The organism is Chitinophaga varians, from assembly GCF_014529945.1.
Lineage (GTDB): Bacteria > Bacteroidota > Bacteroidia > Chitinophagales > Chitinophagaceae > Chitinophaga > Chitinophaga varians.
This window is the reverse complement of the sequence record NZ_JACVFB010000003.1, coordinates 1-17,775: the sequence shown is the minus strand read 5'-3', so window position 1 is coordinate 17,775 and position 17,775 is coordinate 1. Positions and strand designations below refer to the sequence as shown.

14 protein-coding genes are annotated in these 17,775 nt (G+C 49.7%); 11 read left to right on the top strand and 3 right to left on the bottom strand.

From position 1 onward, the window contains the following. Nucleotides 1-303 precede the first annotated feature (303 nt). Nucleotides 304-606 (top strand): YtxH domain-containing protein, encoded by a 303-nt coding sequence (locus ICL55_RS14540; protein WP_188098447.1) that lies wholly within the window; start codon nt 304-306, stop codon nt 604-606. A gap of 132 nt (nt 607-738) precedes the next feature. Here the strand turns inward: ICL55_RS14540 and ICL55_RS14535 are convergent, their stop codons facing one another. Then, a complete protein-coding gene (locus tag ICL55_RS14535) occupies nt 739-1,455 on the bottom strand; it encodes an SRPBCC family protein (protein WP_188098444.1) in 717 nt (238 codons plus the stop codon). 165 nt (nt 1,456-1,620) lie between these two features. Next, nucleotides 1,621-2,262, bottom strand: a complete 642-nt coding sequence (locus ICL55_RS14530; RefSeq protein ID WP_188098441.1) for a tetratricopeptide repeat protein — start codon at nt 2,260-2,262, stop codon at nt 1,621-1,623. Nucleotides 2,263-2,361: 99 nt separating this feature from the next. Between ICL55_RS14530 and ICL55_RS14525 the strand changes: the two genes are divergently transcribed. Next, nucleotides 2,362-3,210: a 3-keto-disaccharide hydrolase gene (locus tag ICL55_RS14525; RefSeq protein WP_188098439.1), complete on the top strand. Its 849-nt coding sequence runs from the start codon at nt 2,362-2,364 to the stop codon at nt 3,208-3,210. A 251-nt stretch (nt 3,211-3,461) separates the two neighbouring features. After that, entirely contained in the window at nt 3,462-4,682 is a 1,221-nt protein-coding gene (locus tag ICL55_RS14520) for a DUF4272 domain-containing protein (protein WP_188098437.1), read from the top strand. 99 nt (nt 4,683-4,781) lie between these two features. Here ICL55_RS14520 and ICL55_RS14515 read toward each other — a convergent pair whose 3' ends face one another. Beyond that, nucleotides 4,782-6,536 (bottom strand): DUF885 domain-containing protein, encoded by a 1,755-nt coding sequence (locus tag ICL55_RS14515; protein WP_223151453.1) that lies wholly within the window; start codon nt 6,534-6,536, stop codon nt 4,782-4,784. Nucleotides 6,537-6,873: 337 nt separating this feature from the next. Between ICL55_RS14515 and ICL55_RS14510 the strand changes: the two genes are divergently transcribed. The 8 genes from ICL55_RS14510 to ICL55_RS14475 all read left to right on the top strand — a co-directional run bounded on the left by ICL55_RS14510 (nt 6,874) and on the right by ICL55_RS14475 (nt 17,630). Continuing rightward, on the top strand, nt 6,874-7,587 hold the full coding sequence (locus ICL55_RS14510) for an RNA ligase family protein (protein ID WP_188098436.1): 714 nt from the start codon (nt 6,874-6,876) through the stop codon (nt 7,585-7,587). Continuing rightward, nucleotides 7,568-8,674, top strand: coding sequence for an AAA family ATPase (locus ICL55_RS14505; protein ID WP_188098434.1), 1,107 nt, complete (start codon nt 7,568-7,570; stop codon nt 8,672-8,674). The genes ICL55_RS14510 and ICL55_RS14505 overlap by 20 nt, the downstream gene beginning before the upstream one ends. Before the next feature lie 118 nt (nt 8,675-8,792). Then, on the top strand, nt 8,793-9,341 hold the full coding sequence (locus ICL55_RS14500) for an RNA polymerase sigma-70 factor (protein ID WP_188098432.1): 549 nt from the start codon (nt 8,793-8,795) through the stop codon (nt 9,339-9,341). Nucleotides 9,342-9,385: 44 nt separating this feature from the next. Beyond that, nucleotides 9,386-10,504, top strand: coding sequence for a FecR family protein (locus ICL55_RS14495; protein WP_188098431.1), 1,119 nt, complete (start codon nt 9,386-9,388; stop codon nt 10,502-10,504). Nucleotides 10,505-10,600: 96 nt separating this feature from the next. Continuing rightward, nucleotides 10,601-13,942, top strand: a complete 3,342-nt coding sequence (locus tag ICL55_RS14490; RefSeq protein WP_188098429.1) for a SusC/RagA family TonB-linked outer membrane protein — start codon at nt 10,601-10,603, stop codon at nt 13,940-13,942. 18 nt (nt 13,943-13,960) lie between these two features. After that, nucleotides 13,961-15,382: a RagB/SusD family nutrient uptake outer membrane protein gene (locus tag ICL55_RS14485; protein ID WP_188098427.1), complete on the top strand. Its 1,422-nt coding sequence runs from the start codon at nt 13,961-13,963 to the stop codon at nt 15,380-15,382. Between the two features lie 13 nt (nt 15,383-15,395). Further along, nucleotides 15,396-16,154 (top strand): DUF4843 domain-containing protein, encoded by a 759-nt coding sequence (locus ICL55_RS14480; RefSeq protein WP_188098425.1) that lies wholly within the window; start codon nt 15,396-15,398, stop codon nt 16,152-16,154. 36 nt (nt 16,155-16,190) lie between these two features. Beyond that, a complete protein-coding gene (locus ICL55_RS14475; RefSeq protein WP_188098423.1) occupies nt 16,191-17,630 on the top strand; it encodes a PKD-like family lipoprotein in 1,440 nt (479 codons plus the stop codon). The last annotated feature ends 145 nt before the right edge of the window (nt 17,631-17,775 follow it).

The following is a 17,775-nucleotide window of genomic DNA, read 5'->3' as shown; positions in this document are numbered from 1 at the left end:
CTTTCAAAAAGTATTGAAAAATTGAAAAAACTGCCTATTTTACTGCTCCGTTTGACTTTATGAATTCCACCATTATCTAACACGCTTGTCAATCCACCTCCGGAACAATGTCAATACTGGTATTGTTCCGGCAGGTATCGAAGCCTCCCACGTTTAGCCTTGTAAATTCCACGTATTTTTCTTTTACGGTATCTTAACATTTGTGGTGGCCGTTATGGCCTGATATTTGAAAATCTTGCTTCACTGTGCAGGTTTAAACCACGCACGCGCTTTTTTTGTTAAACCACATAAAATCTACACATTATGTCTACTACCAAATTTTTAGCAGGAGCAATTGCAGGGTTAACCACCGGGATCATTATTGGTATGTTAACAGCCCCGGAAAGTGGCGATAATACCCGTAGAAAAATCAGGCATACTGCGGATGACTGGCGTAACAAAATAAATGGTATGGTAAATCGTGGCGGTGAAGATCTCTCCGATCTCAAAGAAGTGTTTGAAAAAGAAATTGACGGCCTGCAGGACGATACACGCGAACGCGTTTTAAGGCTGATCAACAAAGCACAGGGAAAATACAACCGCTTTAAAAGAGAAGCACTTTCATAAAATTTGGTTATTGGGCTATTTTGTTATTTAGCTATTTAAAAATGCAGCGAAGACCTATGTTTTAAAAATAACAAAAGTTGATCTTCGCTGCATTTTTAAATAGCTAAATAACAAAATAGCCCAATACATAAATTAACCGATGATTTCCCCGGTTTCCATATAATTCTTGAAACGTTTGATATCCCGGTCGATCATATTTTCAAAAGCAGGATTCAACAACCAGGCAAGACCACTGCCCATATAGCCGGCGGGTGGACGATAGGAGATCATCACATCCACTTCGGTGCCGCCATTCAGGGTTTCCTGGAAGGTAACACGACCGGCCGTAGCTACAGACGATCCCGGTAAAGAGCGCCAGCCCAGCATTTCACCAGGTATCTCTTTCACGATTTCAGCATCCCATTCCAGCGTGCCAATGCCACCGGGGCCTTTTACCACCCAGTGAGAATGCAGCGGATCTACTTCCTCCACTGATTTCAGATGTCTCATAAATACCGGCAGATTGCTCAATTGCCGCCAGAAATAATAAACCTCCTCTTTGGGGTTGTCTATTTTCATCGATGTGCGGATATTGATGGAAGCGATGTGTTTATCGGGTTTTCTTCTGCCCAGCAATCCGTTGACCAGATCATTGCCGGAAATGCCACGGTACAATAGGTAGCCTGCTGCCAGCAGCTTCAGTAAACTGCCAACAGGCTTCTTGTCGACTTTGCTGATGGCACTGCCTAACAGCCACGCACCTGTGAAAATGGATACTATCCTGCCTTCCGGGGTAACATTGATGATATTTGAACTTTCGTAGAGCGGTCCCGCCTTAGGAGGTACATGACCATTTGATGGATTTGTCATTAGATACAGTTTGGGGTGAAGCAGCGAAAACCCTGCGAGTTTTATCAAAAGCAATTAACATACTAATATCTAAATGACTAAATATTAAAATTTAATTTAAATGCCTGTGGCATGATAGGGACGGTGCGTAAATAATTACACACTTCCATGCGACTGTATGGCAGCTTATTGATAAGAGGCATTCAAGACGTCATAAATATTTTTACCCCAGTTCGGTGCCAGCGCATCGGCAGGAATGAACCGCGCAAATTTCTCACCCGTTTCCACCACGGTGGGCCGTGCTCTCTTTTTACCACCCCCGAAGATCGCCGGCGTGTAATAGATGTTCAACGCCTTAACCAGCGATGCCCGCGGATTAGACGGGTCTGCATCGATGGCTTTTTCGGCGTATTGCCGGCTTTCCGCGCCCAGTGAAGCACCACGGGAAGGCACCGCATTGATGCGGGCCGACAACCAATAGCCCATCAATGTCAGCGTTTCGGTATGACCTGGCTGCAGCCCGAGCGCTCTTTTCACGAACGGCGCCGCTTTCTCGCAGTATTGCTCTGCTATTTTCTTCTCTGCTTTAAAAGACAACTGTGTGTAAGCCCAGCCGGCGTAGTATTGCAGCAGCCACTCCTGCGGATGGGCATTGGCCAGTTGTGCCAGGGTATCCGTATGCGGCGCCCATTGTGCAGGCTGTATTTTCTCCAGCGCCTGTAACTGCGCCTGCAACACGGGTTGCCAGCTACGTACGCTGTCCTGCGCAAAGAGGGAAGGGGTCAACCCGGCGGTCATCACCCAAAAAAGTAAAAGTAAAGGCTTCATATAAAAGTATTGTTGATAAGAAGGCCCGACGCCAATTATATGCCATGTTTGTATTTCTCTGGCCGATAGATTATCTTGACCGGCCAAACAACTGAACATATGAAAAAGCTACTGACCACGTTATTGCTGCTCTCCGGCCTCCACAGTTATGCTCAAAAGGAAATAGCCCCCAACAGATGGCTGAAACTCTTCAACGGCAAGGATTTGAAAGACTGGGACGTCAAAATAACCGGTTACGATCTCAATGATAATTTCGGCAATACTTTCCGCGTAAAGGACGGCTACCTCACCGTTGCCTACGACAAATACGATGAGTTTAAGGAAAGATACGGGCACATCTTCTATAAAAAGAGTTTCTCTGCCTACCTGGTGGTAGCAGAATACCGCTTCACCGGCGATCAGGTGAAAGGCGGACCAGGATGGGCTTTCCGCAACAGCGGTATCATGCTGCATGGTCAGCCGGCAGCTACCATGACGAAAAATCAGGACTTCCCCATCTCGCTGGAAGAGCAACTGCTGGGTGGTAACGGTAAAGATCCCAGAAGCACGGCCAACCTCTGCACGCCCGGCACCAATGTGGTGATGAATGGCAAACTGATCACCGATCACTGCATCGGCTCTACTTCCAAAACGTATCATGGCAACCAGTGGGTGCGTGTGGAAGCACTGGTGCTGCGTGATTCCGCGATCAAACATATTGTGGAAGGAGATACTGTGCTCGTTTACAACAAACCACAGATTGGCGCCGGCAACGTATCACATGCCGATCCTGCTGTGAAACAGGATGGTAAACTGCTCACAGAAGGCTCTATTTCCCTGCAAAGTGAAAGTCATCCGGTCCAGTTCCGGAAAGTTGAGTTGTTTGATTTATCCCCTTATATCAATGATCCCGTGAAACTCAACAGGATTATCCACTTGTTGCAACAACGGAACAAAAGCCATCAATAAAGCCGATGACAACCGCGGCCGTGGCGGATGCGGCGGCTGCTGCCTCCTCGGGGGAACACAGCTGGCGGCCAGCAGGGCCGCAGCTGTCAGCCATAATGCACACCGGTAATAAACGCGTTTGTTGACCATAGTTATGCTCCTTTTTTATCATACGAAGGCAATAATTATTCCTGACTACGGAAAAAAATGAAAATTCCAAAGGTTGATTTTTTACAGGTTTGGGCTACCTTTGGCCCCTCGAAAAAATTAGCATGGAAAATTGTACCCTCTACACGCATGAGGTAGATATGGGAAAGGTGTTGACGCGCATGCGTGCGCATTTCGATGCATCGGCCCTGAAAGTAAACGGACAGGAAGACAACTGGGAGAGTATTACCGTAGTTTCGAAAAAGAGACGTTTAAGAAAAGGCAATACCATTACAATCACTTACCGGCAACGGTCGGTGCCGGGCTACACCCTGGAACACAGTGATGAGCCCATCATCGTTAATTTGCACGGTATGCACGCATTTGTACAGCAAATCGATGCCGATAATCAGGAGCTGAAACAACGGCTGCTGGCAAAAATTCCTACCATCAATACAGAGATCGCCATCAAGGCTGAACCCTCCTTCAACGGAGATCTCCGCTCCGCCGTGATGGAACTGGCCTACGAACTGGACGCCTTCTTTTTCTCCGAAGGCAATGTGATCTTCAATACAGACGTACAGGGCTTCTGGGATAAAACAGGCGCACTCCTGCTGGACGTAAACGGTCATTCCACCGCTACCAATCTCAATGTAAATATTGAAGCCAAATATTTCGACAACCCAACGCCTCCCTCAGCGGAAGCACTGGAAAGGAAAGCCCGCAGCCTGCAACAGCTGCAGTCTATGGGTGTCCGCTCCAGCGCCATGCTGCCGGCTATCGTCGATGAAAATACCGTCGTGCTCCGCTCCCGCGAAGAAGTAGCTAAAAGGGTAGCAGTCCTTACTGCTATCAATGGCGTGGCCTTCGGCCATTTGCAGGGAAAAGACGTGATCGGCTATCTGCAAAAAAATCAACTGTGGGAACACACTTCCCCGGAAGAAAAGAGCTTCCTGGACAATCCTACGGAAGAACAAAAAACCAAAGCCACCTGGAAATGTGAAAGCATCTGGGTACTGCTGTGGGCCCTCGACCTGGTGCCGGAACTGGGATATATGACTGATCTCTGTAATCTGGACCTGGTACCGGAAGAAGTATTTCCTTTCCGCGGACTGTCCGGCGATCTGACCTTCTTCTTCGAAAAAGCGGCTGCACTGCGCCCCACAGCGGCCATCCTCGATGCCAATGACCTTTATTACCGTGCCCATTGGTCATGCGTAGATGCCCGCCTGAAAAGTGAAGAAGCACCGGTACATCCGGGCGTGGTATATGAAAGGCATTACGCGCTCAACTGGCTGATCAACTACCGCAATCAGCCGTGGGACGAGGTAACGTGCGACACCTGATCATTTGGTTATTTAGATATTTTATCATTTAAAAAAATGCAGCGAAGATGATCTCCGCTGCATTTTTTTAAATGATAAAATACCTAAATATCTAAATGTTTATTGTTTCAGCATCAGCTGTCGGATATATTTCACAGGTGCGCTGCCATAGCTCAGGAATTTCTCGTTAAAAGCTTTCAGGCTGTAATCTTTGCCCATCTTCTTTTTATAAGCTTCCCGCAGGTCGAGGATTTCTTTATAGCCGGTGAAGTAGCTGGTGAGCTGTACGCTGGTCACGCTGACCCTTCTCCATTTCCCTTCTGCTTCGGCCTGTTGCTGGAAGGCTTCTTTTGTCAGCAGGTGAATAGCATCTTCGCGGCTCATGTTTTTCACGTGTACGCTGTAATCGAGGATGGTATTACACATGGCACGCAGGTTCCATTTGTACCACATCAGCCACATTTCAGGCTCATTGTTGCCGTAGCCGTTTTCCAGCATCATCTGCTCGGAGTATACCGCCCAGCCTTCTATCATGGCGCCGTTGCCCATCAGGGATTTGATAAGGCTGGGTGACTGGTTGGAGTATACCAGTTGGGTATAGTGGCCCGGAATACCTTCGTGGATATCCAGTATTTGCAGGATGTAGTGGTTGTATTCACGCAGATAACTTTCTGCTTTGTCTTTAGGCCATCCTTCAAGGCTGCCTACGTTGTAGTAGGTATTGCCGCCTTTATCGTACGGGCCAGGGGCGCTGATGGAAGCACCGGCCACACCCGCCATGTAGGCAGGTTCTTTACGTACTACCAGCGGTTTGGAAGGATCGACATACAGCAGGTCTTTCTCTTTGATGAAAGCAATCAGCTCCGGCAGTTGTTTCTCGATGGTCGCCTGGAATTCTTCCGGTTTCACGTGTTTTACAGACAGGGTATCGATCATGCGGCTGATCAGTTCCAGCGAATCGGTTGGCACAGGCTGGCTGCCGAAATATTTGGGCCACAGTTGCCGGCTGATTTTAGCCATCTCACCATGTACATATGCTTTACGGGTTATGGCAGAATCGTAAATCTGTGAAGCGGTGAAAGAGGACTGGACATTATAGTTGAATTTCTGGTCGTATAACGGTTCACCCAGCCGGAAGCTACGCGGATGCTCCGGTTTCAGGGCTTTCAGCCACGTTGCGTAGTCTTTGATGGCTTTCACGGCTGTCTGCGCGCGGGCTATCATCACTTTCTTCTCATCAGCGCTGATGCTGGTCTTTTGCAGGGAGTCCACGAAGTCTTTTTCAAAGACGGATACGCCGCCGTTGTTCTGGTCTGCTCCCAGTGAGGTGAGCTCCGGTACCGGATCTTTGATTTGTTTTTTGGCCGCTTCATAATAAGCCGGCACGTTGCCCAGTCTGGCGGAGAAGCTGCGCAGCCTGGATTCCAGCGGTGCGTAGTTTTCGTTGAGAATAAAAGCGAAGGTGTTGCTTACGTTAAAGTAAGAAGGGTCCCATTCGTTGTTTTTCAGTTCTTTAATGCCCCATTGTGAAGACTTCAGATAGTTTTCTATCATGTGATAGTCTGTCTGGTTGGCATCGGAGAGTTTACTTAACTCATAACTTTTGAGGGAATCCAGGTGCTGTTGGGCAAATGCGAGGCTGGATTGTGCCGCCGCGCTGTCGGGTACAATCAGTACGGAGTCATATTTATGATAACCTACGCTGGTGGCCCAATCAGGGTTTTCTTTCCAAAGCTGGTCGATAAAACGTTCCTGGTAGGCCTGAAATGCTTTGTTTAGCACACTGTCTGCCTGACCACCGCCCTGGGAGCTGTTGCCGTTGTTGCAGGCAACCATGGCTGCAGCTGCCGAGGCGCAAAGAAGTATTTTTCTCATGATGGTGAAGATTTTTGTTGATTGTCGACACCTAATATAAAGAATTATGGCATATACAACAGGAGGAAGAGGATGGACGGAAACAGAAATCGAAAAGTTCATTATCTTTGCGGCTCATTTGTAAAAACAGATAAAACCTTGCGCCATGTAATTTCACAGGCATATTAACCGTCTTTTCTTCGCCGTTCCGCTCCGGAACCGGCCTGTGAATTTTTTTGTTTAACCTGAATACGTTACCAATTACAAGGAAACTCCTGGTATACAGGAGCATAGGGATACCTGTTGATTAACAGCCTCCATTCGTAATTCGTAATCCGTAATTCGTAATTTCATTTATATGGCGATTTCCCAAAAATATGGCCGTACTTATCATTATCCGTTCTCACCGGGAACCACCAGCGATGACCGTATCCAGTACGATTACTGGGACTGGCTGGCAAACATACCGCAGTTGATACACACGGAAAAGCTGGATGGAGAGAACAACTGTCTTTCCCGTCACGGCGTGTTTGCACGCTCTCACGCGGCGCCCACTACTTCACCGTGGACGGAAAGCATCCGCCGTTATTGGCAAAGTATTAAAAATGAGCTGGGTGACCTGGAGATTTTTCTGGAGAACCTGTACGCAGTACATTCTATTGAATATAAAAACCTGGACCATCACTTTTATGTGTTTGGCGTCCGGGAACATGACCGTTGGCTGAGCTGGGAGGAGACCTGCTTCTATGCCGCCATGCTGGATTTGCCGGTGGTGCCCGTAGTAGGCACTCTAACGCCGCCGGCTGTACGGCAGGACTTTGAGCGGGACACGCTGTCGCTGATTAGCGGTCGCGGTGCCTTTGATCCTCATGATGCATTTACGGGCGAGCCTACCGTCATGGAAGGTATCGTGTCCCGCAACGCGGCCGGTTATCCGGTCAGCGAATTTTCACACAACGTGTTTAAGTATGTCCGCAAAGGGCATGTGAAAACCGATCAGCATTGGACCCGCCACTGGCGCCGGGCCAGGCTTAACTACGAAGGAGGTAACTATGTGGCAGATTACAGATAATAAAGACTGGGCCGCGCTCGAACAGCAGTTTGAGTGGGTGCGGGTGATGGCTTCCGTACCACAGGATGCCCGTCACCATGCGGAAGGTAACGTGGCCGTACATACGCAAATGGTGCTGCAGCAACTGCGGCAATTACCCGCTTACAGCGAGCTGTCGCCGCAGGAGCAGGAAATCATGTGGGCTGCGGCATTGCTGCATGATGTGGAGAAATACTCCACTACCGTGCACGAGCCAGATGGCAGGATCACCTCTGCCGGACATGCGCGCAAAGGGGAGATGCGCGCCCGGCAGATATTATACCGTGAGGTTCCGGCCCCTTTCCACATCCGGGAGACGATCGCTAAACTGGTGCGTTATCATGGCCTGCCGTTGTGGGTGTTCGACAAGAAAGACCCGCAGAAAGCCGTTATCATGGCCAGCCTGGAGGTGAACACCCGCCTGCTGGCCATGCTGGCCCGCGCGGATGCGCTGGGGCGTATCTGCGATGACCAGGCCGACTTGCTTTACCGGCTCGACTGCTTCGAGGAACTATGCCGGGATAATCAGTGCTGGGGCGTGCCCCGGGCTTTTGCCAACGCAGCGGCAAGAATGAACTACCTGTTGAAGGAAGATGTGTCGCCGGACTATGTGCCTTACGAACAGCCGCAGACACAGGTGGTCATGATGAGCGGCCTTCCCGGCGCAGGCAAAGACACCTACGTGCAACAGCATTATAAAGAATGGCCGGTCATCTCCCTGGATGATATCAGAAGAGCCATGAAAATAGCGCCCACCGACAAAAGCGGCAACGGGACAGTGATACAGGCGGCCAAAGAGCAGGCGAGGGAATACCTGCGTAAAGGCCGTTCCTTCGTTTGGAATGCTACCAACATCACCCGACAAATGCGGGAACAGCTCAGTAGTTTGTTCTTTACTTATCATGCTGCGGTGACCATCGTATACGTGGAAGTGCCGGCATCCCGGCTACTGCAACAAAACGGCAGGCGCGAACACGTGGTGCCGGCAGCCGCGATGGAGAGACTGATCAGCAAACTGGAAGTGCCCTCGCTGACGGAAGCACATGAAGTCATCTGGCAGGTACGATAAAAATAGTGTGGGTAAAAAATTATGGATTGATTATCTTGGCCCGCGCTCGTGAGATATATCCATGTTTTTTTACCCATATTGTTTAATAAGAATTGTTGGGCCAACCATTTGACAACGTATGCAGGAGACTCCCTTTTCGTTGGAGCAATTTGAATTGTTGTTTAAGGAACATTTCAAATCATTAGCCCTGCTGGCATATAGTGTGGTAAAAGATAAAGATGTTGCCAAGGACATTGTGCAGGAATTCTTTGTAAAGTTCTGGGAAACACAACATACCATACAGTTAAGAGGACCATTCGAAACCTATGCTGCGCGCGCAGTAAAGAACAGGAGCCTTAACCACATTGCCCGGCAGGAAGTACAGGATAAACATCAGCAGCATTTTGCCGCCATGTCGCCGGAACATCCGGATGCCGACCATGGGGACAGGGAGCAGTTTTACCAGCGCCTGTCGCATGCCATCGACTGTATGCCGGAGCAGCGTCGCCGTGTTTTCCTGATGAGCGCTGCTGAGAATAAAAAGTATGCAGAGATAGCCCGTGAACTGAATATCTCCATCAACACGGTTAAATTTCATATCAAGGCAGCGTATGTTTTTTTGCGGAATGAAGCCTTCATGCCGCTGTGGATCGGTGTTTTCATTTTTTTGAAAAAAATCTTCCTGTAGTACCTACCCTTTTTTAATCCTTCACTGTCTAATCATTAGAAGCTATGACAGAAAATCAACCATCCCCGGAGTGGGAGAAGCTTGCAGCCAAACTGGAACAGCCCCGGGAGGAAGGACCACTTTCACCGGACGAAGCCGCATATTTCCAGATCAGGGACGCCGCCGAGGGCTGGCAGGAGATAGCCTCACTGGACACAACAACAGCCTGGCAGGAAGTAGCCGCCAGGATTGAACATACACACAGAAAAAGATATTCCATTAATTGGTTCCGGGTAGCCGCTGCGGCGGTTGTTACCGGATTGATTGCAGGAGGAGCGGTATTCCTGTTGAAACCACCGCGTCAACAACCAACCACCAGCGTAGTGGCGCATGCTGCCGGAAACAATCAGCAGATCCAACTGATTACCGGCAGCGGCACTACGATCATACTGGATACGGCAACACAACTGAAAGAAGCTGATGGTACCCGCATTACCGCCGGTAAAACCGGCGTCTCGTATCAGTCTGCCCAAACCAGCAACACACCGGTGTTTAACACCCTCGTGGTACCCCGCGGCCACACCTATAAAGTAGTACTCGCCGATGGCACACGGGTATGGCTCAACGCCGATTCGAAGCTACGTTTCCCGGTGGCATTCTCCGGCGACAGGCGTGAAGTGGAACTGGAAGGAGAGGCCTGCTTTGAAACAACACCCATGGCCGCCAAACCCTTTCTTGTAAAGGTGGGCGACGTACAGGTAACAGTATTGGGCACGGAATTTAACATCAACGCTTATACGAATAAAACACTGACCACCCTTGTTTCCGGTAAAGTAAAGGTAGACGCAGGCGCACTCGCCAAAGAGCTCTCTCCCGGCCAGCAGGCGGTGTACGGGCAGGGAAATATGACCGTTGCCCACGTGGACGCTGAGCAGTTTACCGCCTGGAAAGAAGGCCTCCTGATATTTGACAACGAAAGCCTGGGCGATATCATGACCCGACTGGGCCGCGAATACGATTATACCATCCACTTCGAAAATACAGCTATACAGCAACAGCGGCTCGGCGGGAACCTCGAAAAATCCCCCTCCGTTGCACAGGTGCTGACTTTGTTAGAACAAATGGCAGATATTCACTTTGTAATAGATCAACCAAAACGTACCATCATGGTAAAACACAAATAAAAAAACGAACACGTTGTAGCATGTTCGTTTAGTGAGCAAGCCCTGTAAGACACAGGGCCCGGATCATCATATTATAATTCAATCAACCTAAATGTAATGAAAAAAAATTACATGCATGGCGAAGCCATGTCCCGGAAAAGATATCAACCATTATTGCTCTTACTTTTCTGTGTATTATGGTCTGTTGCGGTAAGCGCCCAGACGCAGCCCAAAGTCACGCTGAAAGCCAATAACATGGCCGTACCGGAATTTCTCCGGCAGCTTAACAGGCAAACTAAACTACGCTTCCTCTATAATCAGGAGGAAATGATGCAACTGCCCCCGGTAACTTTACAAGTACGCAATGAGCCACTGGATAAGGTACTGGAAGCGGCCTTCAAAGGACAACGCGTTTATTACAACATCACCAACGGCACCCTGGTGCTGCGTTATCGTCCCACATTGGAACAAACGCCCGTACAGGCAACACAAACACCGCCGCTCACCGGCACCATCACCGACGAAGAAGGCCAGCCGCTCTCTCACGCTACCATACAGGAAGCAGGCACCAATCGCGGCACCTATACCAACGAAAAAGGTTTTTTTACTTTTCCCGTTACCGACGGATCGATTCTCCGCATCTCCTATGTGGGCATGGAACCGCTGACCATGCCTGTCGGTAAAAAAAGGGACATGAAAGTGTCGCTGAAGCGAAATGCAGCTTCTAAAGAAGTAGTGGTAACCGGTATGGTTACACGTAACCGCGAGAGTTTTACCGGCGCCGTGGCTACCTTCACCGGCGCGGAACTGAAAGCGATCGGCAACCAGAACGTGGTACAGAGCCTTAAAACACTGGACCCCTCTTTTGTGATTGTGGAAAACAACTCCCTGGGCGCCAATCCCAACGCGATGCCTAATGTGGAAGTACGCGGTAAAACCAGTCTCTCTACTTCCCAGGTGAAAGACCAGTTTGGGCAAGACCCCAACCTGCCGCTGTTTATCCTCGATGGTTTTGAAACACAACTACGTAACATCATCGACCTGGATATGAACCGCGTGGAATCTATCACTATTCTGAAAGACGCTGCCTCTACCGCCATGTATGGCGCCCGTGCGGCCAACGGGGTAGTGGTGGTAGAAACCCGCAAACCCAAACAGGGAGAACTACAGGTATACTACAGCGGCGATTTTCGCGTGGAAATACCAGACCTGCGCAGCTACAACCTCATGGATGCCCGCGAGAAACTGGCGTTTGAAAAGCTCGCCGGCAGATATACCAAACGCGAGTCGGACCAGGCGCAGAGACAGGTATACCTGGACAGTATCTACAGCGCACACCGCGCCCTCGTGGAACAAGGCGTAAATAGCTACTGGCTCAATGAACCGGTACAAATCGGCTTTACCCAGGGCCACTCTGTGTATGCAGGCGGGGGCGATGAGCAGCTGCGTTATGGCGTAGGGCTGAACTACAAAAAAATCAATGGCGCCATGAAAGGCTCCGGCAGAGACGCCTGGGGCAGTACGGTAGACCTGACCTATCGCCGGGGCAGATTTAACATCAGCAACAAACTGAACGTGTCCGGCTATACGGCGCATGAATCGCCCTATGGTTCTTTTTCCAACTTCGCCGGCGCCAGTCCCTATTTCCCGAAAAGACTCCCCGATGGCAGCCTCGCCAAATACCTGGATAAACCGGAAGGCGATTCCCTGAACAAAACCATCAACGTGGTGAATCCGCTGTACAACGCCACGCTCAATAGCTTCGATGTCACTAAGAACATGGGCGTTCAGGATAACCTGCAAATGATCTGGTCATTCAATAGCTATCTGCGCCTGCAGGGTGGTCTGCAATTAAGCAAAGAGACTACCACCCGGGAGAATTTTGTCTCACCGCTCAACAGTACCTTTGATAACAACAGCATCTACGAAAAGGGCACGTATAAGAATACGAGAACAGACGTTTTCAGTTATCAGGCTAACGTTATGCTGACTTATGCCCGCGTACTGAAAGAACACTCCATTACCGGCAATCTTCGTGCAGAAGCCCAGGAATCCGCTACCAGAGGGTATATGACGGCAGCACAGGGTTTTCCTGAAAGCAGCAATGGCAACCCCGCGTTTGCGTTCTCCTATCAGACCAACAGTCGCCCGGGCGTCACTATCGATAAATACCGGAGAGTGAATGCGCTCGCCAGTGTCAACTACATGTATGACAGCCGTTATATGCTCGATCTCACCTACAGGATAGATGGCTCCACCGCTTTCGGCAGTAACAGGAAATTCTCCCCGTTCTGGTCAGCCGGTATCGGCTGGAACCTGCACCAGGAAAGTTTCTTCCGTGGGCTCACCTGGGTTAACCGCCTCAAGTTGCGGGCAGACATCGGCAGCACCGGTAACCAGAACTTCAGCAGTTTCTCTTCCGCCGACCTGTATCAGTACTATCAAAATATCAATCCCTTCGGACAGGGCGCCGCTTTGCTGGCCGTAGGTAATCCTGACCTGAAATGGCAGAATACCCTGAATACCAATATAGGCACGGATGTTACCCTGTTTGATAATCGTTTCAACCTGACGTTTAACGCCTACAACAAAAAAACAGATCCCTTAATTGTGATCCTCACACTGCCCACTTCTACCGGTTTGAGCGGATTCCCCGCCAACCTGGGTTATATGATGACCAGAGGGGTGGAAGCACTGGCTAACTATGCGGTGATCTATAAACCCAAACAACGCATCATCTGGCGTGTGGGCTATACCGGTAGTATGGTGCGCAGCAGATATGAAGGCTTTAATAATCAGCTGGACGGCCTCAACAAACAACAGCAGGATGCCAAATCCCTGGCGCGTTTCCGGGATGGCCGCAGTCCCGATGATATCTGGGCGGTACCTTCTCTGGGGATCGATCCTGCCACCGGCCGGGAAGTGCTCGTGAGAAAGAACGGCGAAACCACTTTCGACTATAATACGGATGATATCGCCGTGGTAGGTAATTCCAGACCCCGCATGGAAGGCGTTGTCAGCAGCAACCTGACGTATGGGCCTTTCAGCCTCGGTATCAACCTGCGCTACCGCTGGGGCGCAGACCTGTTCAACACAGCGCTTTACAACAAAGTAGAAAACATCAGCCGGGGCGCCCTGGCATATAACCAGGATAAAAGAGCGTTGTACGACCGCTGGAAAAGTCCGGGAGACGTGACCGCGTTTAAAGGCATCTCTATGACTTCGAAAACGGAAATGTCTTCCCGTTTTGTACAAAGAGAAAACACCATGGTGGGTGAATCCATCAATATGGGTTATGAAATGCTTACCCAGCCCTGGTTAAAGAAAGCAGGTATGCAAAGTCTCCGCCTCAATGCTTATCTCAACGATATCTTCAGATGGTCTACCGTACGGGCAGAGAGGGGAACAGAATATCCTTTTACCAATACGATAGCTTTCAGCGTAAGCGCTTCTTTCTAATGCTTCAAACACGATCACATGAAAAAGATATACTACCTGCTGATAATGGTTTCCCTGGCGCTGGCGTCCTGCAATAAATACCTGGACCTGAAGCCGGAGGATAAGTTTACAGAGGACGACCTCTATTCCACAGAGGCCGGATTTAACAATGCGCTCAATGGAATTTACCTGGCGCTCGCCGATAATAACCTGTACGGCGCTAATCTCACCCTGACAACGGTGGAAGTGCTGGCACAACGCTACAATGTAAGCGGTGATCATAATTTCACCAGCTTCGCTACCTATGCCTATGGCCAGTCTGATGTAATGGCCCGCTTTGATGGTATCTGGACATCGGCCTACAAACAAATACTGAATATCAACAAACTCCTGGAGGCATTGGACAAACACAAGGGCATTTTGTCCAAAGAGAAGGAAGACCTGATCAGGGGCGAGTGTATGGGATTAAGAGCGATGATGCACTTTGATTTATTGCGCCTGTTCGGGCCTGTATATGCCACCGGTAAAGACAAAAATGCTATCCCTTATCATAAAACCACTACAGCCGCACCGCAGCCGATACGGTCTGCTGCGGCTGTGGCGGACACAGTATTGAGTGAGTTGACCGCTGCACAACAATATCTTGCTGCCGATCCGGTGACTACAGAAGGGATACAGGATTTTAAAAGTGATGGGCGCGACTGGTTCCGCAGGAGAAATATCCGTTTCAATTACTTTGCTGCCAAAGCATTGCAGGCGCGTGTGCTGCTGTATACCGGGAATAAACCTGCCGCGCTGGCTGCTGCGCAGGATGTGATCACCAATGCCACCAAATGGTTCCCCTGGGTGAAACCCACCGACATCAACTCGGAACCTGTCAATCCCGACAGGATTTGTTCCACGGAGATATTCTTCGCCCTGTATAATCCCAATCTGTATAACAACCAGCGTGATTACTTCGCTGCTCCGCTGCAGCCTGCCGCCATTCTGGCGCCGGTACAATCCAAGCTCACAGCGGTATATGAAGGACTGGAAGGAGATTACCGTTATAAGTCGTCCTGGATACTGCCTTCTGTTGGCGGAAAAACCTATCGCACCTTCGTAAAATATGAAGATGTGCAGGATACCAGGAAACTATTTCGCTTCCTGCAGCCGCTGGTGCGTATGTCGGAGATGTATTACATCGCGGCAGAATGCACCACAGACGCCACTGCGGCGTTGCAGTACCTGAACACCGTCCGCTTTGCGCGCGGGCTGGTAAACCTCGCGGCTACGGCCAATATCACCACGGAAATAGGGAAGGAATACAAGAAGGAGTTCTTTGGAGAAGGACAACTGTTTTTCTACTATAAAAGAATGATGACGCCAAAAGTGATCAACGGTGCAGCTTCCGCAGCGGATATAGCACCTAACTACGTATTGCCGTTGCCGTTATCAGAAACCAATCAGCGGACCAACTAAAAGTACTTTGTCAATGAAAACAATTCACGGTATAATAGGGGCGGTCATGTTATCTGTCCTCTTTGCCTGTCAAAAGGATGCGCTGCCCACCTGGTCGGGCACCAATGATATTTATTTTGAAAACAGCGTCGTGATGGACGCTGCGTCACGTCAGACGGACAGCCTGAAGGTGCTTTTTATCTTCGCGCCACAGGGAACGAAAGACTCGGTGTTGAAAATAGCGGTCAAAACCATGGGTGCGCCTGTAGCCTATGACCGCACTTTTAAAGTGAGCACGGACCAATCGACCGCCGTGCCGGGAAAACACTACGACGCGCTGCCCGACTCGTTTGTAATGCGCGCCAACCGTGTAGTGGACACCATTCGCCTGCGCCTGGTCCGTACCCCCGACATGCTCACCGATACCGTTTCCCTGGTGCTGCAACTGAAACCCAACCATCACTTCACCACCAACATGACCCGCGTAGCCATTGGTAACAATACTTATCTCAGTACCACCACGCTGCGGATACGCATGACGGACGTGTTGTCACAGCCCGACCTCTGGTATTTTGCCGTATTTGGGAAATTCAGTCGTAAGAAGTTCCTGCTGGTCTGCGCATTGACCGGATATGACCCGGCCAAACTGGCCAATGAATCGATAATTGCAGATACCTACTACCTCGGAAAAGTAACCCAGCGTTATCTGGACGAACAGGCCAAGGCCGGCAATATCATCCTGGATGATGACGGTAGCGTGATGACGATGGGCACGTCCATTACCGGGGGATGATCGGTTTTATATTAACTAACCTTTTGTGATTACGATATGTATAAATATATTCTGGGTATCCTGTCTATCATCGCCCTGGCAGGATGTTACAAAGACAAGGGCAATTACGACTACCACGAGCTCAATGCGGTAAAAATCAGTGGTATCGACAGCAGCTATTCGGTGTTACAGGGCACCCGTTTGCAGATCAAACCTGTACTGGCGTTTACAAAAGATGCGAGCGGTGATACCAGCAAATACAGCTACGAATGGTTCGTGATAGAAAAAATCGGCAACCTGCCCCTGGGCGCACGTACCGATCTGGCCACCACCCATGACCTGGACGTGAGTATTACGCTGGCGCCTTCCAGAGACTATACCGTGTATTACCGGGTAACAGACAAGGCTACCGGTGTTACTTTTAAATACCTCTCTAACCTGACCGTGTCCATAGCGATCTCCAAAGGCATGCTGATCCTGAGTGAGGTGAATGGTAAAGCGCGGCTGGACATGCTGTCGGAGTACCCTAAGAAATATACGATGTATACCGACGTGTTGCGTATGCTGAATTCTACCGTACCCCATGATGGGGCGCCGGTGGAAGTGGCGATGGTGACAACCGGCTATTATATCTCCACCACAGCGGGAACACATAAAATCGATAACAACACCCTGGGGTGGAAACCCACCAACAGCATATCTTATGAGTTTCAGTCGAAAGTGCCGGAAAACCTTGTTGCCCAGCGATTGATGTCGGGTTTTATGAACAGCGCCCTCTGTTTTGTCAACGGTGATTTGTACGTGTACAACCAGGTGTATCAGGTGAGATACAACCTCCCTGTCAATTACCTCACCGAGAGCAAAGAGACCTTTAAGGTATCACGGCACATCGCTTCCCATATCCAGTACATGATACCCATCTTGTTGTATGATGAAACGAATCACCGCTTTGTACGCTATACGCCCCCGAATTCAGAGTGCACGCTGATGCCGCCGGGAACGATCTTTAACTACCAGGATGCTGCAAAAGACCTGCTGTATATGACCTGGAACAACTACAACGGCGGGATGGTATTCGCGTTGCTGAAAGACCGGCCCACCGGAAAAGTGTTCCTGGCCCGTATCAATGTAACCACCTCCATCCTGCAGCAAAGCAGCTACGATGAAATGAATGTTCCCGATATTGATAAAGCTACCAGGTTTGCCGTGGACCCGGTCAACGGCTACATTTTCTACAGTGCAGGCGGTAAGCTGTATGAGTATGATGTTTCGCTGAAAACAGCCAAACTGATGCTGGACAGGCCGGGGTCAGAAATTACCTTGCTCACCGGCGCGGCAGATGGACTGGTAGTAGGGTTTTACCAGCTTTCCGGTCCCGCTGAAACCGGGGGTTCCTGGGAGAAGTATACCGTGCCTCCTGTAAACGGGCCACTACAGCTGAAGGAGTCTTACACCGGCTTTGGTAGAATTGTAAGCTGGATACCGAAGGTTTCCTGATCACGCAAAGGCGCAAAGCAGCAAAGACGCAAAGATGATATAAGCGAGCAGAGAAAGCAAAGGAGCGGAGATCAAATTTGATCTCCGCTCCTTTGCTTTCTTATTATTCTTATCAATCCTTTGCTTTCTTATTATTCTTATCAAT

What these genes read in the sequence shown, in the direction of transcription:
- ICL55_RS14480 (WP_188098425.1), top strand. Translation starts at nt 15,396, where the DNA reads ATGAAAACAATTCACGGTATAATAGGGGCGGTCATGTTATCTGTCCTC.
- ICL55_RS14515 (WP_223151453.1), bottom strand. Translation starts at nt 6,536, where the DNA reads ATGAGAAAAATACTTCTTTGCGCCTCGGCAGCTGCAGCCATGGTTGCC.
- ICL55_RS14495 (WP_188098431.1), top strand. Translation starts at nt 9,386, where the DNA reads ATGACAGAAAATCAACCATCCCCGGAGTGGGAGAAGCTTGCAGCCAAA.
- ICL55_RS14500 (WP_188098432.1), top strand. Translation starts at nt 8,793, where the DNA reads ATGCAGGAGACTCCCTTTTCGTTGGAGCAATTTGAATTGTTGTTTAAG.
- ICL55_RS14510 (WP_188098436.1), top strand. Translation starts at nt 6,874, where the DNA reads ATGGCGATTTCCCAAAAATATGGCCGTACTTATCATTATCCGTTCTCA.
- ICL55_RS14540 (WP_188098447.1), top strand. Translation starts at nt 304, where the DNA reads ATGTCTACTACCAAATTTTTAGCAGGAGCAATTGCAGGGTTAACCACC.
- ICL55_RS14530 (WP_188098441.1), bottom strand. Translation starts at nt 2,262, where the DNA reads ATGAAGCCTTTACTTTTACTTTTTTGGGTGATGACCGCCGGGTTGACC.
- ICL55_RS14490 (WP_188098429.1), top strand. Translation starts at nt 10,601, where the DNA reads ATGAAAAAAAATTACATGCATGGCGAAGCCATGTCCCGGAAAAGATAT.
- ICL55_RS14505 (WP_188098434.1), top strand. Translation starts at nt 7,568, where the DNA reads ATGTGGCAGATTACAGATAATAAAGACTGGGCCGCGCTCGAACAGCAG.
- ICL55_RS14525 (WP_188098439.1), top strand. Translation starts at nt 2,362, where the DNA reads ATGAAAAAGCTACTGACCACGTTATTGCTGCTCTCCGGCCTCCACAGT.
- ICL55_RS14535 (WP_188098444.1), bottom strand. Translation starts at nt 1,455, where the DNA reads ATGACAAATCCATCAAATGGTCATGTACCTCCTAAGGCGGGACCGCTC.
- ICL55_RS14520 (WP_188098437.1), top strand. Translation starts at nt 3,462, where the DNA reads ATGGAAAATTGTACCCTCTACACGCATGAGGTAGATATGGGAAAGGTG.
- ICL55_RS14485 (WP_188098427.1), top strand. Translation starts at nt 13,961, where the DNA reads ATGAAAAAGATATACTACCTGCTGATAATGGTTTCCCTGGCGCTGGCG.
- ICL55_RS14475 (WP_188098423.1), top strand. Translation starts at nt 16,191, where the DNA reads ATGTATAAATATATTCTGGGTATCCTGTCTATCATCGCCCTGGCAGGA.